The 21,944-nt window shown below is 38.6% G+C and carries 32 protein-coding genes and 1 tRNA gene; 7 read left to right on the forward strand and 26 right to left on the reverse strand.

What is annotated here, in order from left to right:
- Positions 1 to 146: 146 nt before the first annotated feature.
- The 18 genes from HMPREF2764_RS00610 to HMPREF2764_RS00695 all read right to left on the reverse strand — a co-directional run bounded on the left by HMPREF2764_RS00610 (position 147) and on the right by HMPREF2764_RS00695 (position 10,582).
- Positions 147 to 218, reverse strand: a tRNA-Glu gene (locus tag HMPREF2764_RS00610).
- Between the two features lie 61 nt (positions 219 to 279).
- Complete coding sequence (gene rlmD, locus HMPREF2764_RS00615) at positions 280 to 1,635, reverse strand: 23S rRNA (uracil(1939)-C(5))-methyltransferase RlmD (RefSeq protein WP_070526354.1); 1,356 nt, start codon at positions 1,633 to 1,635, stop codon at positions 280 to 282.
- 574 nt (positions 1,636 to 2,209) lie between these two features.
- Positions 2,210 to 2,602 (reverse strand): ArpU family phage packaging/lysis transcriptional regulator, encoded by a 393-nt coding sequence (locus HMPREF2764_RS00620; protein WP_070526358.1) that lies wholly within the window; start codon positions 2,600 to 2,602, stop codon positions 2,210 to 2,212.
- Entirely contained in the window at positions 2,602 to 3,021 is a 420-nt protein-coding gene (locus tag HMPREF2764_RS00625) for a DUF1492 domain-containing protein (RefSeq protein WP_070526362.1), read from the reverse strand. Before HMPREF2764_RS00625 ends, HMPREF2764_RS00620 begins: the two co-directional genes overlap by 1 nt.
- A 407-nt stretch (positions 3,022 to 3,428) precedes the next feature.
- On the reverse strand, positions 3,429 to 3,773 hold the full coding sequence (locus HMPREF2764_RS00635; RefSeq protein ID WP_070526368.1) for a hypothetical protein: 345 nt from the start codon (positions 3,771 to 3,773) through the stop codon (positions 3,429 to 3,431).
- A 62-nt stretch (positions 3,774 to 3,835) separates the two neighbouring features.
- On the reverse strand, positions 3,836 to 4,420 hold the full coding sequence (locus HMPREF2764_RS00640) for a hypothetical protein (protein ID WP_070526371.1): 585 nt from the start codon (positions 4,418 to 4,420) through the stop codon (positions 3,836 to 3,838).
- 154 nt (positions 4,421 to 4,574) lie between these two features.
- Positions 4,575 to 4,778, reverse strand: a complete 204-nt coding sequence (locus HMPREF2764_RS00645) for a DUF2292 domain-containing protein (RefSeq protein ID WP_070526374.1) — start codon at positions 4,776 to 4,778, stop codon at positions 4,575 to 4,577.
- Between the two features lie 500 nt (positions 4,779 to 5,278).
- Positions 5,279 to 6,730 (reverse strand): virulence-associated E family protein, encoded by a 1,452-nt coding sequence (locus HMPREF2764_RS00650; RefSeq protein WP_070526378.1) that lies wholly within the window; start codon positions 6,728 to 6,730, stop codon positions 5,279 to 5,281.
- Complete coding sequence (locus HMPREF2764_RS00655; protein WP_070526381.1) at positions 6,723 to 7,238, reverse strand: hypothetical protein; 516 nt, start codon at positions 7,236 to 7,238, stop codon at positions 6,723 to 6,725. Before HMPREF2764_RS00655 ends, HMPREF2764_RS00650 begins: the two co-directional genes overlap by 8 nt.
- On the reverse strand, positions 7,235 to 7,498 hold the full coding sequence (locus HMPREF2764_RS00660) for a hypothetical protein (protein ID WP_070526384.1): 264 nt from the start codon (positions 7,496 to 7,498) through the stop codon (positions 7,235 to 7,237). The genes HMPREF2764_RS00655 and HMPREF2764_RS00660 overlap by 4 nt, the downstream gene beginning before the upstream one ends.
- A 4-nt stretch (positions 7,499 to 7,502) precedes the next feature.
- Positions 7,503 to 7,724: a hypothetical protein gene (locus HMPREF2764_RS10220; protein ID WP_070526387.1), complete on the reverse strand. Its 222-nt coding sequence runs from the start codon at positions 7,722 to 7,724 to the stop codon at positions 7,503 to 7,505.
- 1 nt (position 7,725) lies between these two features.
- Positions 7,726 to 7,926, reverse strand: coding sequence for a hypothetical protein (locus tag HMPREF2764_RS00670; RefSeq protein ID WP_070526391.1), 201 nt, complete (start codon positions 7,924 to 7,926; stop codon positions 7,726 to 7,728).
- Positions 7,923 to 8,375 (reverse strand): hypothetical protein, encoded by a 453-nt coding sequence (locus tag HMPREF2764_RS00675; protein ID WP_070526394.1) that lies wholly within the window; start codon positions 8,373 to 8,375, stop codon positions 7,923 to 7,925. Before HMPREF2764_RS00675 ends, HMPREF2764_RS00670 begins: the two co-directional genes overlap by 4 nt.
- A gap of 235 nt (positions 8,376 to 8,610) precedes the next feature.
- Positions 8,611 to 8,760: a hypothetical protein gene (locus HMPREF2764_RS10100; RefSeq protein WP_000387644.1), complete on the reverse strand. Its 150-nt coding sequence runs from the start codon at positions 8,758 to 8,760 to the stop codon at positions 8,611 to 8,613.
- Between the two features lies 1 nt (position 8,761).
- Positions 8,762 to 9,190 carry a hypothetical protein gene (locus HMPREF2764_RS00680; RefSeq protein WP_000517935.1) on the reverse strand — a complete coding sequence of 143 codons (429 nt, stop codon included), beginning with the start codon at positions 9,188 to 9,190 and terminating at the stop codon, positions 8,762 to 8,764.
- 118 nt (positions 9,191 to 9,308) lie between these two features.
- Positions 9,309 to 9,557 carry a hypothetical protein gene (locus tag HMPREF2764_RS00685; protein WP_070526398.1) on the reverse strand — a complete coding sequence of 83 codons (249 nt, stop codon included), beginning with the start codon at positions 9,555 to 9,557 and terminating at the stop codon, positions 9,309 to 9,311.
- Between the two features lie 11 nt (positions 9,558 to 9,568).
- Positions 9,569 to 10,174, reverse strand: coding sequence for a Rha family transcriptional regulator (locus tag HMPREF2764_RS00690; protein WP_070526401.1), 606 nt, complete (start codon positions 10,172 to 10,174; stop codon positions 9,569 to 9,571).
- Between the two features lie 222 nt (positions 10,175 to 10,396).
- Positions 10,397 to 10,582, reverse strand: coding sequence for a hypothetical protein (locus HMPREF2764_RS00695; RefSeq protein WP_070526404.1), 186 nt, complete (start codon positions 10,580 to 10,582; stop codon positions 10,397 to 10,399).
- A gap of 141 nt (positions 10,583 to 10,723) precedes the next feature.
- Here HMPREF2764_RS00695 and HMPREF2764_RS00700 point away from each other — a divergent pair, with 141 nt between their 5' ends.
- From HMPREF2764_RS00700 to HMPREF2764_RS00730, 7 genes are all read left to right on the forward strand, one after another.
- Entirely contained in the window at positions 10,724 to 11,341 is a 618-nt protein-coding gene (locus HMPREF2764_RS00700; protein ID WP_070526407.1) for a helix-turn-helix transcriptional regulator, read from the forward strand.
- A gap of 34 nt (positions 11,342 to 11,375) precedes the next feature.
- Positions 11,376 to 11,645, forward strand: coding sequence for a hypothetical protein (locus tag HMPREF2764_RS00705; protein ID WP_033676327.1), 270 nt, complete (start codon positions 11,376 to 11,378; stop codon positions 11,643 to 11,645).
- A gap of 43 nt (positions 11,646 to 11,688) precedes the next feature.
- A complete protein-coding gene (locus tag HMPREF2764_RS00710; protein ID WP_070526410.1) occupies positions 11,689 to 12,228 on the forward strand; it encodes a hypothetical protein in 540 nt (179 codons plus the stop codon).
- Positions 12,229 to 12,484: 256 nt separating this feature from the next.
- On the forward strand, positions 12,485 to 13,441 hold the full coding sequence (locus tag HMPREF2764_RS00715; protein WP_070526414.1) for an Abi family protein: 957 nt from the start codon (positions 12,485 to 12,487) through the stop codon (positions 13,439 to 13,441).
- A gap of 163 nt (positions 13,442 to 13,604) precedes the next feature.
- Positions 13,605 to 14,771 carry a tyrosine-type recombinase/integrase gene (locus tag HMPREF2764_RS00720; protein WP_070526417.1) on the forward strand — a complete coding sequence of 389 codons (1,167 nt, stop codon included), beginning with the start codon at positions 13,605 to 13,607 and terminating at the stop codon, positions 14,769 to 14,771.
- Positions 14,772 to 14,860: 89 nt separating this feature from the next.
- Positions 14,861 to 15,637, forward strand: coding sequence for a recombination regulator RecX (gene recX / locus HMPREF2764_RS00725; protein WP_070526421.1), 777 nt, complete (start codon positions 14,861 to 14,863; stop codon positions 15,635 to 15,637).
- 88 nt (positions 15,638 to 15,725) lie between these two features.
- Complete coding sequence (locus HMPREF2764_RS00730; RefSeq protein WP_000775318.1) at positions 15,726 to 16,259, forward strand: nucleoside tri-diphosphate phosphatase; 534 nt, start codon at positions 15,726 to 15,728, stop codon at positions 16,257 to 16,259.
- Positions 16,260 to 16,329: 70 nt separating this feature from the next.
- Here the strand turns inward: HMPREF2764_RS00730 and HMPREF2764_RS00735 are convergent, their stop codons facing one another.
- The 8 genes from HMPREF2764_RS00735 to HMPREF2764_RS00770 all read right to left on the reverse strand — a co-directional run bounded on the left by HMPREF2764_RS00735 (position 16,330) and on the right by HMPREF2764_RS00770 (position 21,830).
- A complete protein-coding gene (locus HMPREF2764_RS00735; RefSeq protein ID WP_000567558.1) occupies positions 16,330 to 17,097 on the reverse strand; it encodes an epoxyqueuosine reductase QueH in 768 nt (255 codons plus the stop codon).
- Between the two features lie 125 nt (positions 17,098 to 17,222).
- Positions 17,223 to 18,845 (reverse strand): chaperonin GroEL, encoded by a 1,623-nt coding sequence (gene groL / locus HMPREF2764_RS00740; protein WP_070526425.1) that lies wholly within the window; start codon positions 18,843 to 18,845, stop codon positions 17,223 to 17,225.
- A gap of 15 nt (positions 18,846 to 18,860) precedes the next feature.
- Positions 18,861 to 19,145: a co-chaperone GroES gene (gene groES, locus HMPREF2764_RS00745; RefSeq protein WP_000917337.1), complete on the reverse strand. Its 285-nt coding sequence runs from the start codon at positions 19,143 to 19,145 to the stop codon at positions 18,861 to 18,863.
- A 155-nt stretch (positions 19,146 to 19,300) separates the two neighbouring features.
- Positions 19,301 to 19,696 (reverse strand): single-stranded DNA-binding protein, encoded by a 396-nt coding sequence (locus HMPREF2764_RS00750; RefSeq protein WP_000282464.1) that lies wholly within the window; start codon positions 19,694 to 19,696, stop codon positions 19,301 to 19,303.
- A gap of 75 nt (positions 19,697 to 19,771) precedes the next feature.
- Positions 19,772 to 20,533, reverse strand: coding sequence for an SDR family NAD(P)-dependent oxidoreductase (locus tag HMPREF2764_RS00755; protein WP_070526428.1), 762 nt, complete (start codon positions 20,531 to 20,533; stop codon positions 19,772 to 19,774).
- A 41-nt stretch (positions 20,534 to 20,574) separates the two neighbouring features.
- Positions 20,575 to 21,201, reverse strand: coding sequence for a YtpR family tRNA-binding protein (gene ytpR / locus HMPREF2764_RS00760; protein ID WP_070526431.1), 627 nt, complete (start codon positions 21,199 to 21,201; stop codon positions 20,575 to 20,577).
- A 15-nt stretch (positions 21,202 to 21,216) separates the two neighbouring features.
- Positions 21,217 to 21,534 (reverse strand): thioredoxin family protein, encoded by a 318-nt coding sequence (locus tag HMPREF2764_RS00765; protein WP_070526434.1) that lies wholly within the window; start codon positions 21,532 to 21,534, stop codon positions 21,217 to 21,219.
- Complete coding sequence (locus tag HMPREF2764_RS00770) at positions 21,531 to 21,830, reverse strand: DUF4651 domain-containing protein (protein ID WP_050267582.1); 300 nt, start codon at positions 21,828 to 21,830, stop codon at positions 21,531 to 21,533. Before HMPREF2764_RS00770 ends, HMPREF2764_RS00765 begins: the two co-directional genes overlap by 4 nt.
- Positions 21,831 to 21,944 lie beyond the last annotated feature (114 nt).

Genomic DNA, 21,944 nt, shown 5'->3' on the forward strand with positions numbered 1-21,944 from the left:
GTCTTGTTCAGTTTTCAAAGGTCTTTGTCACTTGCTTCTCTCAAGTGACAACTGTATTAGTATATCACAGCTGCTTTTTCTTGTCAACACTTTTTTGAAACTTTTTTAATCTTTTTTTCATCAAGTGCCTCAACCACAACATACCATAGTCCGTACGGGATTCGAACCCGTGTTACCGCCGTGAAAAGGCGGTGTCTTAACCCCTTGACCAACGGACCGGAGTTGTTATTTTCAACTCTTACTATTATACAGACTTTTTCAAACTTGTCAACACCTTTTTTAAACTTTTTTAATTAATTTTACAACTGCTTCCGTTCGAGCTGTATGTGGAAACATATCGACCGACTGGATATAACGAAGATCATAGACTTCTACTAAGCGCACTAAATCACGAGCCAAGGTCGAAACATTGCAAGAAATATAAACCATTTTTTCTGGTACATAGGTAAGAATTGTATCTAATAACTTGTCATCCAGACCTGTACGTGGTGGATCTACTATCAGAGCATCTGCTCGGTAGCCTTCCTTGTACCAACGAGGAATAATCTCTTCTGCCGTTCCTGCTTCGTAATGTGTGTTGTCAAATCCCATTCTTTTAGCATTTCGCTTGGCATCTTCAATGGCTTCTGGAATAATATCCATACCTCTGAGTGTTTTAACCTTCTTTGCGAAGGCACATCCAATCGTTCCAACTCCACAATAAGCGTCAATTAAATGGTCTTCTTTATCAACATCCAGCGCTTTTACCGCCTCGCTATAGAGGACTTCTGTTTGTTCAGGATTTAGTTGATAGAATGCTCGAGGAGATAGTGAAAATTCATAATCGAGTACACCTTCTTGAATACTCTCTTCTCCCCAGATAATCTCTGTCTTTTCACCATAAATCTCACTGGTTTTAGCTGTATTTGTATTCACAGCTACTGTCACAACTTCTGGAAAATCTTTAACTAAGTCTTTCACTAGTTGGGTTAAATTAAGCTGACGATTTGTAACAATAATAATCTGAACCTGTCCAGTCTTTCTTGCTCGTCGAACCATTATAGTTCTAACACCTAGAACTTTTCTCTCATCCGTGATTGGAATCTGGTGATAAGTTAGTAATTCTGCTAGACGATTAGCAATCACTTGAGTTTCCTTATCTTGTACTAGGCAGTCTTTCAACTCTACTAAATAGTGGGAGTTTTGTGCATATAAGCCCGCCTTGACTTGATTTTTAAATTTTCGAGTCTGAAATTGTAACTTAGCACGGTAATATTTTGGTTCCTGCATACCAATTGTCGGACGAATTTCATAGTTTTCATATCCTGTAGGGGCAAATTTTTTCAGCGCTTGATAAAGCAAGTCCGTCTTGAACTCCAGCTGCTTATCATAATGCAGGTGCATGATTTGGCAGCCTCCGCACTCATTGTAAATAGTACAAGCTGGCACAACTCGAAATTTAGACTTCTTGTTGACCTTCAGCAATTTTGCCTCAACAAAGTTACGTTTAATAGAAGTAATCTGACAATAGATATCTTCACCTTTGAGAGCACCCGGCACAAAGACTAATGTTTTTTGATAAAAGCCGATTCCCTCACCATTAATTCCCATGCGCTTGATTTTTAATGGTATTTTTTGTTTCACTTTCAGATTCATACCCCTATCTTATCACATTTTGAGTTATTCCGCTACCGCTTGATTTTTATATTTCATTAGTAAGTAAAGGCCTTGATATTCCTGATTTTCTTTAAAATCATATTTCCTTATATTTTCTTTAAATTCTTTAAAAGTTCCTAAAAATGTTCACAAAAAAAGCCCCATAAAGGAGCCACTATACTATATGATGAGTTCAGCAGGCAAGAAACTAGCACGGTCAAACGTGCTTTTTTTATTACCTGGTACTATTATACCATGTCTTCCGTTTTTTAGCGCCTGCGGATATAGGCAAGCAAAAAACTCCTCTAATTCGACACGGTTTATAGTAATTGATAGCAGTCTGTTCCTACTAGTCAATATTTTATCGCCTCACTTCTTTTGCTTTTCTTGTACGAATGTTGTATACTTAAGTATAAAGGAACTGATTTGGCACCCAATAGCCTATTTTAGGTTGGCGCCTAAGTCAGTTCCTTTTTTGCGTGGCATAAATTAACCGATTCCCTCTTTTTACAATAGCAGTATAAAGACCTCTCCTAAACTGGGGCGCCCTAGACTACAATTATTCAGCTGATAGCTACTTATAGGCTTCTAGTTCTCCGTTCTCGTGGATTCTCGCAAAGTTTAAGACGGCTATCTGTTTGTATCTCTGATAGCTAGTTGAACTAGCCCCAACAATCTTAGCACATTCACTTGCCGTCTGTCTTCTCATGTAGCAATAATGAATGATAAAACACTTTCTAGCACGTTCATTCTCTATCCTATTGATATCATGGACAAATGTTTCTAGACCCTCTCTGATTACTTTTTCATGCTTACTAGTCAAATTCCACTGATCAGGTAAGACAAGTTTCCAAGCCTGTTCATCTATCGTAACATGGTTTTCACGTCCTGCCATCCTCTGGAATCTCAGAAAGTAAGTCATCCGCTTTCTAACGTTCATCATCGTTTTAAACTTATCCAGCTCCATTAGTTTACTCCTTCTACCTTGGCCAAGTATTCTATAGCGCTTTTTTTAATTCGGTAAAAGCTGCCTCTTCCAATTGTTAACTCTCTACAAACCTTTGTTATTGTATAATGTTGGACAAATAGCATAGTAATAACTAACCATTCATCTGGTTCTACAAGATTTTCTATTAATTCCAGTATCTTAGTACGCTCGCTAGTAACTGCTTGGAGTTGCTTCATAGCCTTATCTTTCAATTGTAAACTATGTATAAGCCTATTTTCTGTACTATTGCTTTTGCTGGCTCTCACTCGTTTCCCAAGTTGTAACGATGAAGGTGTATAACCATTTTCTAGGTTTCTGATTTTTAACTCTAATTCATGAATCACTCTATCAAGCTCCTTTATGCTTTTTAGTTTCTTCTCTACCTCGTCAGTGGTCATTTAAGCGCTCTTTCTGCCGTCTATAGTATCGTTTCTTTTGGGTCAATATCTTGTCTTTTTTCTTTTGGTAACGCTCTGCGTCTTTCTTTTTATTACATAACTTACAAACTGTTAAAAAGCCCTTTTTGTCAGAATGCTTCCTATAAAAATTTTCGCTAGATAATTCTTTAGTCTCATGACACTTGGAGCATTTTCTAGTTAAAGTGGTTTCATTCAATTCTATTTACTCCTTTTTGTCTTTCTCGCTCGCGAGAAAAAATGTACAGTGACGGTGTGAAGCCCTGAAGCACCGAGGGGGAGGGGGTCATCCCCCCACCTTCTCCCTTGCTTCTCCAATCCCTTTCACAAAAAATATTTTTTCCGATTCACTTTATTAAAAAAATTTTTTTAATTTTTTTGTGGAGTCTTTAAAATAAATCTTTCAGCATTTCACTCATTCCTTTGTTGAGTTTTTGCTGGTGTTCGTCAGGCATTGATAGGCGCTGGCTAACTTCTCTATCAATCTCCTTCCGCTTCTCTTCCGTCAAGCGTTCAATCTCTTGACCTCTCTTTCTTTCCTTCTGTTCTTTTAATAGTTCACCAGAACGATCTAGGACAGTTTGCCACTTGCCAGCTCTTGATAATGCTTCTTCTCTAAGATTATCTAAGCGCTGAGTTACTCGCTTTCCTCTCTCTTCATAAATTTCACTAGCCTTTTCAGCTAAATGATTTCCATATTCGTTTAAATCAATCTTACCAGTAGGTAGGGTCATTCTATATACCTCATCTTTCTATTTGTTAGTGGGGGGATAAATGGAAGGGGGAGGGGGATTTTTTAACCTTGACCCTTCTTAAAACTCTCTGCTATTTCTTTTAAATTATCTTGATAGGCATGTAAAGCGTTTCTTGGAGAATAAGATAAACTTGAAAATGGCCCACTAAGCCATGCACCGTTTTTGTCCCTTTTATAATCTTCTATATTCTTAGAAATCTCTTTTTCAAGTTTTCTAATTATCTCGTTTACTTTACCAACTTCTTTGGCGGACTCATCACCCAGCTTTACAATTTCCATTAGTTTGGCTACTGCTGGGGTAAAGAAAGTATTTTGTTGTTCGTCGGCCAATCTATAAATGTCTGTAAGCATAGTATGGTATTCATCGTAAGAAATCATTGGATTTGTAGTTAATTCTTTCAAACGTCCTTCGTGAAATTCCTTTGTACGTTCTGCCGTCCATAAGTCACCTTTTGCTTCAACATATTTTTCTGAGTTGATTTCTTTTTGAGCCTGTACAAGTTTGGCTTGAGCGTCTGAAACAGCTTGGTTTGCTTTAACCAGTTCCGCCTCAGTCGTCTCAATATCTTTCTTATTTTGTTCAATCAGTTTGTCAATTTTAGTTTCAATAGTTTGTAATGTTTCCATGTTCTTTTATTCCTCATTTCTTTGTGATTGTGCTTATTGGTTTCAACTCTCTACTGGGTCTTTATTCCTCATTAATTCCTCTTTCTCAAAACAAAAAGAGACGCAACAAAAAAGCTACTTAGCTTTAATGTTACGCCTCTAGTTGTCTAGTCAGCTATCTTTCTTTAATTGTTGTTTCAATCTGGACAATGTTACCATCTTGACTAGTAAATACCACGCTTCCAAAGTCTGGTATTTTCCTCATCTCTATTATACCATCTTTGTTAAAAATAATAAAGTTATCCTGTAGAAATGGAGTGTAATCTTTGCTTTGATTCATCTGTTTTTCCTCTCTTTTTTGGTGCCATATATTTAACATATCTTCTATTCTGTTAAATTTAAGTGATCTCCCTTCTCGCCTTGTCTATCAAGGGGGGAGGGCTATTTTTGTGATTTCCTATTTACATTTTCTCATTATGTAAAATACAAGTATGATTTCAGTCTTAAAAGTTACTCATTTAAGTTACTAATCTCATTCCTTTTTAGGCTTCCTCCTCGCGATTCCAAAAAGTGTAGTCATTTTGGGATATCTAGTGACTACGCTCTCCGCCTTACAGTCACAAGGTTTTTCACCATGCGTAGTCATGTAGTCACCTTGCTCCCAAAAAAATAAACAATAAACGCCTTTTATCTCTTATCTTCATATACTCTTTAATAAATAGAAAATAACTACATTTTTATATAAAAGTCAATAATACCAAGGTTTTAGGGGTGTAGTCAGTAAAATAGTAAAAACAACACTTTTTTCTAATCTCTTATGTATCAAGGGTTTTCTTCCTATTTAAAATGTAGTCACTTTTTAAAAATAAACTACACTGACTACATTTTTTTAACGTAAGCTGGTTTAATACTTTTACCAAATCTTGTTGATCGCCTATGTTCCCAGCCGTCTCGGTTTTGCATATACTTTTTAACCTTAGCCTTATCCTTTGGCGGTACTTTGTCAGTCAAATACACCTCTTGAAAAAATAGGTTAATAGTCATCTTATCCCTATCTACCAGTTCACCATAAGTGTCTGTGTCAAGTTCAACTGTTCCACCCCTGTTATTTCTATAGTATCCCTCGTTCATCATATCACAGATATAATAGTATCGCGTTCTGTCGGTCATCGGGAACTGATACATTCTTTTTGGGTACGGAGTGCCTAAATAGCGCTCCAAATCCTCAAGGGTTTCATCTACAAACTTGTAACGGCTTCTAACCTCATTTACTAGCTTTTCCTGCTCGTCTGTCAGGTTCAAGACTTGGTTAGCTCTCCAAGCCATCACCATAGCACCCCAAAAGTGTCTACGGTCTTTCTCTGTCCACTTCCTGCCCTTATAGGCGGTATCTTTGTGTACCTCAGCAACCAGAAAGCGCCTTTCCCCTGTCAAGTCGTTTAAATAATCATGGTCATTGGTTGCTCTGACAATGATAAAACTCTTAGGGAGCCGCCTGTCACTGGAAGCGTAAGGCGGTCTAAACTCTAGCTTGGTTTCTGTGATAAATTTCTTCAATTCTGAAAAACTAGCCTTTTTACTGGCCACCATCTCATCATCAAATACACACCAGTTTCTGACCATTCTAGCCTTATCATCTTTGTCTGTGAAGGTCTCAACAGTTGTAAAATACTTGTGAGTGAAAAGCCCCTCAAAAAATTGGGTCTTTCCCACTCCCTGTCGTCCAGTCAAGTCCAGTACAAAGTCAAACTTAACAGTAGGATCAAACACCTTGGCAACCGCTCCACGGAAAAACAAGTCCATGATAATACGGTTATATTCATCATCCTTGATATTGAGATAATGCCTTAAAATATCAAAGGGATCACGCTGATTCACTAACTCTTTATACTCGCTTTCGCAAGATTCCAGATAGTCTTTTAAAGGGTTGTAGCTATGTTCTCCAGCTACTATCTCCAAAAAATCAGCTATATCAGGCTTTTTATAGTCCAGCTTGTACTTGGTAGCAATATAAGCCCTAATCTCTCTGATAATCAGGTCATCGATTGCACCGCTCAATGTTCTACCATTTAGCTTCATTGGTCTAGTCACTTCAATTTCATATGTAAAAGTGTTATACTGTATCGCCCCTTTTAGCTTGCTATCTCCGCCCAAAATCTTTCTCAGATTGTCTAAACCTCTATCAAATCCGCCACCTCTTGCTCTCTTTGCCAAATTCAGGCTATTGTTTTCCTCGTTGGTCTCCCTTGCTTGGGTCAAGTCCACCACGGTAGGCGGTGCTTGTTTCTGATCATCTTCAATTATTTTATTTACAATGTCATTGCTATTCAAAAGCCACCTCCTTATAGAATTTTGTCGCTACTTCTAGAAAATAGCTTGCTAGGTCTTTGCGTTTAACGATCGCTGAAAACAAATCCACCAGCTGACTAAAACTGTAGCCATTCACAAATAGCAAGCGGACAAAAAGTGAAGTCTCATACCTGGTATAAATGCCGTTACAAATCAGGTCAAAAACCCATCCTTTTAACTCCACTCCAAGCCCCTGCCGTTGCTCTGTCAATTTATTTACCTCTAAATCTTTCAGGATCATCAGCAAGTCAGAACTAGCCAAAACTATCTCCAAGTCTCTAACTAACCTCCAGCCCTCTACTTCCTCGCTTTCGTCTTTAACTGCCACATACAAACCTTTATAGTGGAAATCTGTCAGCGCTTCGCCAATCGGTTCAAAATAGATAAACTTGAAGTGATTCCCATTCTTCCAAGCTTGGGTAGGGGTAGACTTGAGAAAGCCAAATAAGGCCAATTTGTCACTAGACAAGGTTAACTCTATCACTCTCATTCTCCCACCCCCATAAACTTACGGATCTCGTCCACTTTATAATAAACTTTTCTGCTATCGTCTCCAGGAGGCTGATAGCGTTTCAAGCCCATTCTTTCCCATTTTTGCAAGGTCAGGTATTTTATATCTAACTCTTCTTGTACTCGTTTTGCAGAAATCAACCCAATGATTCGGGGAGGTGTTTTCTCATGACTTTTTAGGTAACGTTCTAAAGCTTCTAATATTTTTATTTGAAGTTCTTCAATCATCCTTTCAAACATGTCGTCACCTCCACGGTCTCACCCCTGCAAGTTGAATATAACACCCATAATCAGGACTTAAATTCTCGCTGGGTGTTACATCACTGCTACATTGTAACGCTAGTTTATTTTCTCGCTCTATTTGAGCGCTCTTTTTGCGGTCTCGGTGGTTCAGGTAAATGAGAAGGCCAATCAAAATCACGGTAAAAATAAGCGCCTGTGTATTGCTTAAATCTAGTTCATTCATGCTATGCCCTCGCTTTGTAATTCTTGATATATTCCACTTGATTAGTTCGCTCCATCTTCAAAAACTCATCCACCTCTTCGGGTGTTACCTTTCTATCTAAAAAATCAGTGATAAACTGGAAGAGGTTGGGGCGTTCTGCCTTGATTTCAGCAATTACTTCATCAAATTCTGCTTGTGTCATGTTGTCTAGGTCTAGTGTCATTGCATTGCCTCCTCAAACTTCTCTATAAGACAACTTTTATTTACTTTCTGAGTTCCATTTTTAGAGTTAAAAAGAATATCTTTTAAGGTTACAGTAGCCTCTAAATACTCCTTTTCAGCATGCTCTATATACGACTGTTGCTCTGCTTCGTTGTCAAAAAAGTGCTTGGCTTGGCGTTTAAAGAATGCTTGTCGCATAGCGTCCATTTCAAAAATACCAGGGTTGAAAAACATTCTAGTAGTGCTTTTAGAGACTGCCTCGATTTTATGGCGGTCATTCAATTCAGGAAGTTCGATCCAAAGTAAGCGGTGTAAATTTTCTTTGATAGCTTTTAATTGTCCTGATAAGAGTCCTATTCTTAAAAAATCATTGTTTTCGTCTGCTTGGTGTAATTCCATACTAATTCTATCCAAGCTTTTAGCGATAATATCGTATGTTGTTTCTGTCATGTTTTTTGCCTTTGTTTCTATGTTTGTGTAATTGCCCTGATGGCCTTTTAATTGTCGTTTACTATACAGGATTGACACCACCCCAAACGCTGGGCTTTTGCCCCAAGTTGACGAACGCTTGTAGTGATGTTTCGTGGGTAATCACCCACATTTTTGCTAAACAAGTGCTTAGAATCACCGTGTCAGCACTTGATTTCAAAACCTTTTCTAATTGCTTGCCTGCACTTCGGTTTTCTTAGTTTTTCTTCGTTTCGTTTTCGATTTGATCGCCTAATCTTTTCCAGGCTCTATCAAATTCATCACGTTGGATTTCTTTGCTGTGTAATTGCCTTGCTAACTCCATGCCTCTACGCATGAATCTAGCGAAGTGGGTTTTTGCTTCCATCCTAGCCCTCCATCATGTCATAAAGTAGGGCGTAGTGCTTATCTGGGATTCTGTCCAAGGCTTTCAAGCCGTCGTGTTCTGCTTTTTGTCTGGTTTCCGCCTTGACCGTGCTATCAAAGGCGATAGAAAAGGCATTTAGCATTGCCTTATAGCGGTCTACGCTCTTCAAATAGCGCCCACGGTCTGACAATTCCTTGTCTTCCAGTTCCTCTTTTACCGAATCGTCCAAGAGTGCGAACTTGGAGTACACCCCTTTTTCCACTTCAAATCCTAGACGCTTGTTTTGTCTCAAGTTGTAAAGATTGACCCTGCAACTCTCCAAGTTGCGATAGCCTAATACTCCAGCGATTTCTTCTAAATTTTTGCCCTCTAATTCGGACAATTTTTCAGCAATATCTTTGAATTTTACTGCTTGATGTTGTTTTCCCATTGTATACCTTGTCTTTCTATGCTATAATCAAGGTATAGAAAAAATATCTATACCCTGAATCTTGTCGCTTGCTTCGGTCGCCAAACTCTCCGCAAGTGACTTTTTTTGTTGCCTTCTTTCATACTTTCTTCCCTGCCTGGGGGCTATAAAGCAAGTCTTTACTTTCGATAAGATCCAGAATCCAGCTGAATCCCTGCTCCACCGTTTCAAGAAATGCACCTAGGTCTTCACTGTCCAATAACTCGTAGTTCATACAAAGATATTCGGCTAGTTGTCTGTCCATTTCAACTAGCTTTTTAAAATCCTTGAAATACTTGGGAATTTCTAACCCCTTGGCATTTGTAACTGTCTTAAATTCATTTTCCATTTTCTATACTCCTATACTTTAAAAATTAGTTCTTTAATTTCTGAATATCTCATATTCAAGTTGATCATCGCTATTGCCATATCTTCCAAGCGCTGATAGTTTGTCAGTTCCGTGCTTGTTAAACTGTCAATACCGTTTTCACTTTCTCGCTCTTGCATGAGTTGGGCTTTGTTTTTCCCAGTCGCTCCCTTTAGCAGTAGGTTTGTAAGAGTGCTATAGGCATGCTGAGGTGCTTTCTCCCATAATTTGATAGCTTCGGTTAAGGTCTTGCGCTTTGGCTTTTCCAGTTCTCTTTGAAGATAACGTTTAGAAAGTTCATCACGCATTTCAAAGAAGGCTTTGACTAGGTTCATTTTAAATTGACGTACTGGTTCAGTATTCTTTAGATAAGTGATCAGCAAGGTTGCCTGTTGCTCGTTCAAACGATAAATTTTCATCGGTCGCCCTCGTCCGTCTAATTTACGCATTTCAAATGCGATAATTCCATAGTTTTCAAAATCAGCTTTATGCTTTCTCAAAAGTTCTTGTATTGTGTGATGAGTAACTTCAGCACATTCAGCGATAATCTCGCTCGTGGTGTATGGCTCTTTCTCACCATCCATGTAAACCAGTTCCATTGGTTCGCTCCTTTCTTCTTTTGTCAGTGCTTGCCACCTAAAACAGTACCAAGGTAAAGCATGAGATATGCTTCAGGAGAATAGTTCCTTAATACTGCCATAGGTAGCAAGCAAAGTAGTCTAGTAAATAATTAGCTAGATCCGTTCATCAATCTCCAGCGGTAAAGCACCACATGAGAAATCTGTAAATGTAGAGTAGTATTGCGATTAGTTCGCTCCTTTCTAATAATCTTCAGCAAGCCACTGCATGGCTTTTTGATAAATGCTAGGCTTTACTTCGCCACCGTCTCGGATTTTCCTGTAAGTAATTGGATTGACTCCAATTTCCTCACTGGCTTTTTTAGCAGTCAAATTCTTGTCTGCTTGCTTTCGGCGAATGGCTTTTGCTTGTGTTGAGGTGATAAGCAATACAGTTCCCTCCTTTCTTGTTTGTAAAGTTTATCTTTACTTGAACCAAGTATATAATGTTTTTCTTTACTTGTCAAGAGGAAATAAACAAAAACTTTACAAAAGTTTTTTTAACGGTTATAATTTAACTGAGGTGATAAAATGTCAACAATAAAAAATAGGCTAAAGATTCTAAGAACCGACGAGGGAATAACTCAAGATGAATTAGCTCAAAAAATAAATGAAAAACTAAAAGAAAACGAAAAACCAATATCCAAAATGGTAATATCTAATTGGGAAAATAATAAACATACTATCAAACCAGATAAAGCCCAGCTACTCGCTGACCACTTTGGGGTAAGTGTTGGTCATCTTTTAGGCTATGAAGATAATTTTATTGAAACAGTAAAAGAACTTAGTCAAAAAGACGGTTCTGAGGAAGCTTTCTTTAAAGCCTTTAGAGCATACTATGAACTAAAAATAGCTGATGGCAAAGAAGATTTATTGACCTTAAAGGACGAAGATTTTTTAAGTAAGTATCGTGAAGAAATTTTAAAAAGCCTCATTCCAAATTTTAATGAGTTAAGTAATCGTGAAATAAAAAAATATTTATCAGATGATAGAATCATTAATGAAGCAGATCAAAAGCTAAATGATTTTCTATTTACTCTTGGAACATTGAACCCTCAAGAAACTCAATTACTGGTAGATTTCATATCCCTATCTCACAAAGATAAGCAAATAGTATTAAACTTATTAAAATCGTTGTCAGATAAATAGAAAATAAAAATATGTATAATAAGGAGTAACTAACATGGGATTTTTTGATAACATTAAAGACGCTAGCACTCACTCAACTGCCTCAAATGCTACTGATTTACACTATGTAGTCCTTCAAGTAACCTTAAAAGAGAAATTTTTTGGTACTGGATCAGGAAACTTGACAGAATTAGAAAACGTCATTAACACCCAAGTAGCAAAAGGCTACCGCCTACATACAATCACAACTGCCAATGGTGGAAGTAAAGGTTTAGGTGGAGGCGACCGCATTCAAGCCACTATGGTATTTGAAAAAATTCTATAAAAATCCCCCATCTTTTAAAACATCAGCATATAGGAGACTACTTATGAAAAAATTACTAAGCACATCAGCTATTTTACTTTCTGCTACCGTTCTAGTAGCTTGCTCTAACAATCAATCAGCTACCAAAGATAGCTCGGAGCAACCAAAAACTGAGCAAAAAAACACTACTTCAACAAACGTTAAAACCAAAGTAGATAACAGTAAATACGACAATCTAATTTCTGAAATCAAATCAAAATTAGATCCTGAATCAACTGGAGCAATAAGCGTTAAAATTCAAAATAACGTAATCGATTCAGATTCATCCGAACCGCATGATACAATCATGATTTTGCTAACTGGAACGGCTAAAGATAGCGCAAAAGAGACTATGGACGCAATCAATTCAAATGCTGCTACAACTAATCAGCAAAATGCAATTACCGTATTTCGGATGTCTATATCTGAGTTTGCTAAAAAATTACCAGACGACAATACTACTCTTTCCCTTGGATATGAAAAATCCGCTGATCAATACGACTTAATCGCAAAATCTTCAAAACAAAAAGATTTTATCCCTGTTGGAGAAATCATCGTAAATTAAAAAACTCCCCCATATTCGCCAATATAACCCCTATTTCTAAGGTCTATTGTGCAAAAACAGGGGAAATTGAAGAATAGAAAGCCGATTTTACCCAACAAAACGAAGTAAAGAAAAATCAATTATTTTGAACAAAAGTGTTGACTAACATTTAAAATTATCATACAATGAAGGTACTTAAGAGAATAGCGCCCGATAATTCTCAGTGAAACGGGATAGCGAAAAAAGCGCCTTCTATGTATTTAGGAGGTGCCTTTTTTTGTCCAAACCATTCAAGACTATACAAGAACAAATAGAGTTATTACATAAACGGGGGCTTGTAATATCTGACTATTCCAAAACAAAAAAGTACCTACTAACAAATAACTACTACAGTATTATCAATGGTTACAGTAAATATTTTACTGATCAACACAACAATTATATACAAGGTGCTAATTTCTCGGAAATTACTTATACATACTTTTATGATAAGGAAATCAAATACACCTTCCTAAAAGCTATCTTAGAAGCTGAGAAACACATAAAATCTATATTAGCTTATGTTTTTTCCGAGGCTTACCCTACTACTCCTTATTTTTACTTAGATTACCAAAACTACGACTACAAGAAAAACAAGAGAACTGTCCCTTTTGTGATTCGTCAAATCGTAAAAATCATTGATAAACATAAATCAAGCCGAAAAAGCAATAGCATACAACACTATTTCAATAAACATGATGACGTCCCTTTCTGGGTAATCGTGGATTACTTGACTTTTGGAGATATACTCGCAATTTTAAAGAGTTTGCCACTCTCCCTACAAGATAGAATTGCAAAGAAGTCTTACAGTTTTATTAGTGAACACTGCACTATTAAGAAAACTTTTACTAGGGATATGCTGATTTCCTTTGTTGAAAACCTAGCAGAAACTAGAAATGTTTGCGCTCACGATAACCGCTTATATGGTTTCAAGTGTAGAAATAGCTTAAAATACTATCCTGATTTACACGACAAACACAATATAAAGAATACAGACGCAAAAAGTAGTCCTTATCATACCATGATTGCGTTACAATGTTTCCTAAGCGCTAATGAGTATGCTAAACTACATAATACGCTTCTATCACGATTTAAAGACTTCTCTAAACATTTACATACACTCTCTATTAATTTCTTTTTAAACGAACTAGGCTTTCCTCCAAATTGGCAACAATCAAATAAACTCGTTCATTAAACAAGCCCATATAAGCCCCATATCCGCCTTATTTCTTGTTCTGGTACAATTTACCGTCTGACTGCTTAAAATCGAAAAAAGGGGCATTCTCGTAGCTCCTCGCATGGTATGAACTCAAAATCTTTTCTAATTGCTTGCCTGCTGATGGAAAAGGAGTAAAACCATGAAGATTACAGAGTACAAAAAGAAAGATGGATCAGTAGTTTACCGTTCCAGCGTTTATCTTGGCATCGATACCGTAACGGGTAAGAAAGTCAAGACAACTATTTCAGACAGAACTAAGAACAGACTCAAAAGCAAGGCTATCCAAGCCAAGGTAGAGTTTGAAAAAAACGGCTCAACAGTCACAAAAGCCGTTAACGTTACCACCTATCAGGAATTAACAGAACTCTGGCTAGAAAATTATTGCCATACAGTCAAACATAGCACCCTTATAGGGGCAAAAAACAACATAAAAAAGTATCTCCTACCAGCCTTTGGAGACTACAAACTAGATAAACTAACGCCCCCAATCATTCAGCACCAGGTAAACCAGTGGGCAATAGATTACAATCAACTAGGAAAAGGTTATCAGCAATATAACCAACTCCATGCCTTAAATAAACGTATATTATCCTATGCCGTTTCCTTGCAAGTCATTGCTTCAAATCCAGCTAGTGATATCATCGTCCCACGGCGCAAACCCAAAGAAGGGCAAAAACTGAAATATCTGGATGACAACAATTTGAAAAAATTCTTAGATTATCTGGATCAGTTGCCAAACACTTACAAAAATTTCTCCGATACTGTGCTATATAAGACACTTCTAGCGACTGGTTTGCGTATTCGTGAGTGTCTAGCCTTGAAATGGTCTGATATTGACCTACAAAACGGTAGCATTTCAGTTACCAAGACTTTAAACACCCTCAAGGAAATCACTAGCCCTAAAAGTAAAAGTAGCATTAGAGAAATAGCACTGGATACCAAAACGGTACTCATGCTTCGGCTCTATAAAGCAAGACAATCCCAAATAGGTAGGGAAATAGGGGTAAATTTTGAAAAAGTGTTCTCTGATACCTTTGACAATTATAGAGAAGCTGGAGCGCTCAGATTCAGACTAGAAAAGCATTTAAAACTGGCTGGATGTCCTCATTTGAGTTTTCACGCGTTCCGACACACCCACGCTAGTCTATTGCTTAATGCTGGCCTGCCTTATAAAGAAATCCAAACACGGCTAGGCCATTCTAAAATTTCAATGACTATGGACATCTATAGTCACCTATCCAAAGACAATAAGAAAAAGGCGACTTCCTTTTATGAAAAAGCCATTGAGAATCTACAAAGTTCCTAAAAAGTTCTTAAAATTCATCATTAAGGGACAAAAAACGGCTATATCAAGGGGTTTCAGCTTTTTCTCACATTTTGAGTTATAATAGAACTATGAAAATCACAAAACTTGAAAAGAAAAAAAGACTCTATCTGATGGAGCTTGATAATGGTGACAAATGCTATATTACTGAAGATACAATTGTTCGTTTTATGTTATCAAGAGATAAGGTGATAAGCAAAGAAGAATTGAAAGATATTCAGGACTTTGCCCAATTTTCTTACGGTAAGAATCTAGCTCTCTACCACTTATCCTTTAAAGCACGCACCGAAAAAGAAGTCAGAGAATATATGAAAAAATACGATATTGATGAAAACATCGTTTCTCAAGTCATTATTAATCTTAAAGAAGATAAGTGGATTAATGATGCTCAGTACGCTTATGCTATCATCAATGCCAATCAACTTTCAGGAGACAAGGGACCTTATGTACTGACTCAGAAACTAGTACAAAAGGGGATTTCAAAATCTACTATAGAAGAGAACTTGAAAGAATTTGATTTTTCTGAAGTTACTCAACGTGTAGCTAATAAACTATTGAAAAAATATGAGGGAAAACTTCCAGCTCGTGCCTTGCAAGATAAGATAATCCAAAATCTGACCAACAAGGGGTTTTCCTATTCTGATGCTAAAAGTGCCTTTGACCAGTTGGATAGTCAAGTTGACCAAGAAACGACTCAAGAACTCATCTTCAAGGAACTCGATAAGCAATATGCTAAGTATGCTCGAAAGTATGAAGGATACGAACTTAAACAGCGTTTAACCCAAGTTTTAGCTAGAAAAGGCTATGATTTTTCGGATATAGCCAACGCTCTCAGAGAATATCTTTAACATTTTCAGGTAAAATTCAAAAAAATTAGACCAATTTATGATATAATAGTAGACGATAAACTTATAAATTGTAGAAAGTTGGTTAGTTATGAAACTTCCAAAAGAAGGCGACTTTATTACAATTCAAAGTTATAAGCATGATGGGAGTCTTCACCGTACTTGGCGAGACACCATGGTACTAAAAACAACAGAGAACGCCATTATCGGCGTCAACGACCACACACTTGTTACCGAAAGTGACGGTCGTCGTTGGGTGACTCGAGAACCGGCTATTGTTTACTTTCACAAAAAATATTGGTTTAATATCATTGCCATGATTCGTGATAATGGGATTTCCTACTATTGCAATATGGCCAGCCCCTACTATCTAGATGAAGAAGCCCTGAAATACATTGACTATGATTTGGATGTCAAGGTCTTCACTGATGGTGAAAAGCGTCTCTTGGACGTTGAAGAGTATGAGCGCCATAAACGCAAAATGAAGTATTCTGATGATTTAGACTATATTTTGAAAGAGCATGTTAAAATCCTTGTTGATTGGATCAACAATGGACGCGGTCCTTTCTCAGAGGCCTATGTCAACATTTGGTACAAACGCTACATAGAACTAAAGAATCGGTAAAGTTGTCAAGCCGGGGTGAGAGCCCTGGTTTTTTTATTTGAAAAACCCAGCTTTTCGGCTGGGTTGATTTCTATATATCTAATTTAGTCACAGTAAACTTGATGTGGGAATAGTCTTTTTCAACATCCTTATCCAACAAGAAAGCCGTGGCATCCTTCTTAACCTGAACAAGGTCAATGTTCTGAGCTTGAGCCGCATAGACGCATCCACAATAACATTGACGATAGATATCATACTCCTCGCACATCTCCACCGAGCGCTTATAGCCTTGATTTTTCTTGAAATCACTTGGAAGATAGTGGGTGGTGTAAATCTTTTGCACATCGATTCCGATGCTGTTGATGGTTTGAGAGTTCTTATGGGGACTGATGGTCAAAGCTGAACCAAAGTAGTCAAAGCCCAAGTCCATAGCTACCTGTGCTGTTTTATCCAAACGGTAATCAAAACAAACCTTGCAACGATCGCCACCTTCGGGTTCTTCTTCCAGTCCTCTGACTAACTTCCGGTATTCATTGGGTTCATAAGGCGCTTCTAGGTACTGGACCGTATTTCCTGTTCGCTCATTGAAATCATTAACAAATTTCTTGGTGACGTAAGCTCGCTTGTGGTATTCTGCCTTGGGATGGATATTGGAATTGGCAAAATAGATGGTCACATCCGCGTATTTGGTCAGGTATTCTAGGGTGTAGGTACTACAAGGAGCACAGCAAACATGCATGAGAATAGTGGGACGTTCCTCATTTTTTTCCCAAACCTGAACCATTTTCTGCATGACACGGTCATAATTAATCTTCTGATTGGGATTCATCTTGCTCAGAATTTCTTCTACATCGATCATGTTCTTCTCCTTTTTCTAGTCTTATTTTATCATATAAGTTAGGAGAGCTCAATCCAATTTAGAAGTGATTATCATAAAAAGAAGGGATATGTATTCCCTTCTTTTGTGTTTTTTATAAGTTACTTTTACATCATCCCGCCCATCATGCTTGGATCCATTGCTGGAGCTGGGGCTGCTGGTTCCGGTTTATTGGCTACGACTGCTTCTGTTGTCAAAATCAAGCTAGCTACAGATGCTGCATTTTGAAGAGCTGAACGGCTCACTTTAACTGGGTCAATGATTCCCTCTTCAATCATGTTGACCCATTCGCCAGTTGCTGCGTTGAAGCCTGTACCAACTTCAGCATTCTTCAAGCGGTCAATAACAATAGAACCTTCGAATCCCGCATTGTGAGCGATTTGACGAACAGGTTCTTCCAAGGCGCGGAGAACAATATTGCGTCCTGTCGCTTCATCTCCTGTCAATTCCAAATCAGCTACGGCTGGAATAACATTTACAAGAGCTGTTCCGCCACCAGCAACGATTCCTTCTTCAACAGCTGCACGAGTAGCGTTGAGGGCATCTTCAATGCGGAGTTTCATTTCTTTCAACTCAGTTTCAGTTGCAGCACCGACCTTGATCACTGCGACACCACCTGACAATTTTGCCAAGCGTTCTTGCAATTTTTCGCGGTCAAATTCAGATGTTGTAGTTTCAATTTGAGACTTGATAACTGCAACACGGTGAGAAATCGCTTCAGGATTTCCAGCACCTTCTACGATAACAGTGCTATCTTTGTCCACGGTTACTCTCGCTGCTTGACCAAGAGCTTCAATTGTCGCATCTTTCAACTCAAGACCTAGGTCTTCTGTGATAACTGTTCCGCCTGTTAAGATGGCGATATCTTCAAGCATGGCTTTGCGGCGGTCACCAAAACCAGGTGCCTTGACCGCTACCACGTTGAAGGTTCCACGAATCTTGTTCAAAACAAGAGTTGGAAGAGCTTCACCATCTACATCATCCGCAATAATCAAGAGTGGGCGATTGCTTTGGAGAATGCTTTCTAGGAGTGGCAAAATTTCTTGGATATTTGAAATCTTCTTATCTGTAATCAAAATGTACGGATTTTCAAGGTCAGCCACCATTTTTTCGCTATCTGTCACCATGTACTGTGAAAGGTAACCACGGTCGAACTGCATTCCTTCTACGACTTCAAGCTCTGTTTCCATACCACGTGACTCTTCAATGGTGATGACTCCGTCTTTACCAACTTTTTCCATGGCTTCAGAAATGTATTCACCGACTTTTTCAGAACGAGAAGATACGGCAGCAACCTGAGCAATGGCTTCTTTATTGGCAACAGGGATAGCATTGTTTTTCAAGGCTTCAACTGCTGCAGCAACTGCTGTTTCAATCCCACGACGAATGCCAATTGGATTGGCACCTGCAGTGACGTTTTTGATTCCTTCACGGACGATAGCTTGGGTCAAGACTGTTGCAGTCGTAGTCCCGTCACCTGCGATATCATTGGTTTTAGAAGCTACTTCTGATACCAATTTGGCACCCATATTTTCAAAATGGTCTTCCAATTCGATTTCTTTGGCAATAGTCACACCGTCATTGGTAATCAAGGGTGAACCGAATGACTTTTCAAGAACGACATTACGGCCTTTTGGTCCCAAGGTTACTTTAACAGTGTCTGCAAGGATATCGACACCACGGACCATAGCTGAACGGGCATCAGATGAAAATTTAATTTCTTTTGACATACTTACTTTCTCCTTCTATTTTTCAATGATAGCCAAGATGTTAGCTTCGCCTACGATGATGTACTTTTCATCGCCATCTTTGACATCAAGACCTGCGTGTGCTTCAACCAAGACACGGTCTCCAGCTTTAACACTTGGAGCAACCAAGTCACCGTTCAAGGTACGAACACCTTGTCCAGTAGCCACAACTTGAGCTGTTTTGGTTTTTTCTTGGGCTGAACCTGCGAGGACAAAACCTCCAACAGTTTGTTCTTTTTCTTCTACTTTTAAGACCACACGGTCCCCTAATGGTTTCAACATCTGATTTCCTCCATAATGAGATAGATATCATTAGCACTCTTTACACTTGAGTGCTAATTCATAGTTCTATTGTATCACTTGGTCAGAAATAGTCAAGAAAAAAGTCTGACTTTCTCAATATAAAAAGCCTGAGACCAACTCAGACTTTTTAATGCTTAAAATGGCAATTCTTCCTCTTCCAAAACCAAATCCGCCAAATCTTGTCCTGCATTATTTTCACGCATGGCACGTTGAGCACGACTTTCCAAGAGTTGGAATCCTGTCACAAGGACTTCAGTCACATAGTTCATCTGACCATTTTTCTCAAAACGACGGGTACGAAGTTCTCCATCCACAGAGATAAGACTACCTTTAGTTGCGTAGCTGGCCAAGCTTTCTGCTAGTTTGCCCCATAGAACCATATTGACAAAGTCAGCTTCGCGCTCCCCATTTTGGTCTTTGTAACGACGGTTCACAGCGATAGTTGCTCGCGCTACTGACTTGTCATTGTTGGTTTTGTGCAATTCTGGTGTAGACGTCAAACGCCCAATCATGATAACTTTATTATACATATTTTTTCCTCCTACTTATCTATTCGCAGAAAATCAAAAAAGTTACAGAAATTTGTAACTTTTCGAGGAAATTTTTTACTTTTTATGAACCATGAAACCTGTCGCCTGTTGATTGGCCATAATGGTCATATCTGTAATCTGCACACGACGAGGTTGACTGGTCACATAGACTACTGTGTCTGCAATATCCTGAGCTTGCAAGGCTTCTATTCCTTGGTAAACGGACGCAGCTCTCTCTTTATCACCATGAAAACGTACCGTAGAAAAATCTGTTTCGACAATTCCCGGTTGAATAGTCGTCACCTTGATATCCGTTGCGATGGTATCAATTCGCAGACCATCTGAAAAGGTCTTAACCGCTGCCTTGGTAGCTGAATAAACTGCTGCACCCGCATAGGCATAAATTCCTGCGGTTGAGCCCATATTGATGATATGTCCTTGATTGGCTTTTACCATTGCTGGCAAGAAACAGTGAGTGACTGCCATCAAACCTTTGACATTGGTATCCAACATGGTTAGCATATTCAACTCTTCATAATCTTGATAGGGTGCTAAACCTAGAGCCAGTCCGGCGTTGTTGACTAAGATATCAATCTTACCTATCGTTTCGAGAATATTGGAGCAAACAGTCTTCACCATAGTCATATCCGTGACATCTAGTGGAAAGGTCCATACGGTTTGATTTGGGAAGGCTTCTGCAAACTCCGACTTAAGGGTTTCTAACCTGTCTGTCCGTCGTCCAGTTAGAACGACATTCTCACCCTGCTCCAGATAAGCACGCGCAATTGCTTCACCAATACCTGATGTCGCTCCTGTAATCACAACATTTTTTGCCATCTTATTTCCTTCTATCTGGTGATTCAGATACTAACAACTTCTTAGGCAGTCCAGTGCTTAGCTGGATCAAATGGAGTTCCGACAACTTGGTCTTCTGATAATTCAATAATACCACGTTTTTGCGGAGCATTTGGCAAATGCAATTCACGAGGGCTACACATCATGCCAAAACTCTTTTCGCCACGAAGCTCGCCTGGGAAAATGAGATTGCCTTTGGGCATCATTGCTCCTGGAAGAGCTACAATGGTTTTCAACCCGACACGCGCATTGGGAGCTCCTGCAACGATTTGTACAGTCTTATCACTTGCGACTGCAACTTGGCAGATGTTGAGGTGGTCACTATCTGGATGAGCTACCATCTCGACAATTTCACCAACAACAAACTTTGGTTCCTTGTCATTGATAATTTCTTCTGTAAAACCTTCCGTTTGCAATTCTTGGTTCAAACGAACGACTTGCTCATCTGATAAAAAGACTTGACCACGCTCTGCAATTTCAAAGAAACTTGAAACTTCAAAAATATTCCAAGCCACTGTTTCCCCATTATCTTTGAGGAAAACACGAGCCACCTTGCCTTTGCGCTCCACATCCAGTTTGGCATCTCCGCTATTTTTCACGATGACCATAAGGACATCACCGACATGTTCTTTGTTATATGTAAAAATCATTGTTTCTATTTTCTCCTATTTCAGTCCTGCTAAAAAGTCATTAATTTGTTGCTTGCTTTTACGGTCGCGATTGACAAAACGACCGATTTCCTTGTCTTTTTCTAGAACAACAAGGCTAGGAATCCCATAAACATCCCAGAGTTTGGCTAAATCCATGTACTGTTCTCGGTCCACTCGAATAAAGGTGAACTCTGGATTGGTCTCCTCAATTTCTGGCAAGGCAGGATAAATATAACGGCAATCGCCACACCAGTCCGCCACAAAAAGGAAAACCTTCTTGCCATCTTTTTCTACTAAAGATGCCAATTCTTCTAAACTTGCTGGTTGTATCATAAAACTTCCTCCTCATAGACTAGGTCTTCATTTTCATAGACAAAGGTATAATGACGGCCATCCTCAAAAATGACGCCACCAACCAAGCTCTCCAGACTGCTTTCGTAAACTTGAACATAGAGGGTCGCAATTTCCCCCATGTCTGAGAAATAGTCTCGTACAATCGCTGTCAACTCTTCCTGAGTCTTCATGAGCTTATGGTCATCTGCAACTTTTTTCGTAGCAAGGGCAAGGCTTCCAATACCTAGCAGAGCCAAGCCTGCCATCCACATTTTTTTAGCTTTCATACCATTCATTTTAACACAAAAAAGGCTTTAGGACAAATGAGGAAACAGAAAAAAAGCAAGTAAAAAGCCCCTTCCTTTAAGGAAAAGGACTTCTTATACTCAATGAAAATCAAAGAGCAAACT

This window comes from Streptococcus sp. HMSC073F11 (assembly GCF_001810785.1).
Taxonomy (GTDB): domain Bacteria; phylum Bacillota; class Bacilli; order Lactobacillales; family Streptococcaceae; genus Streptococcus.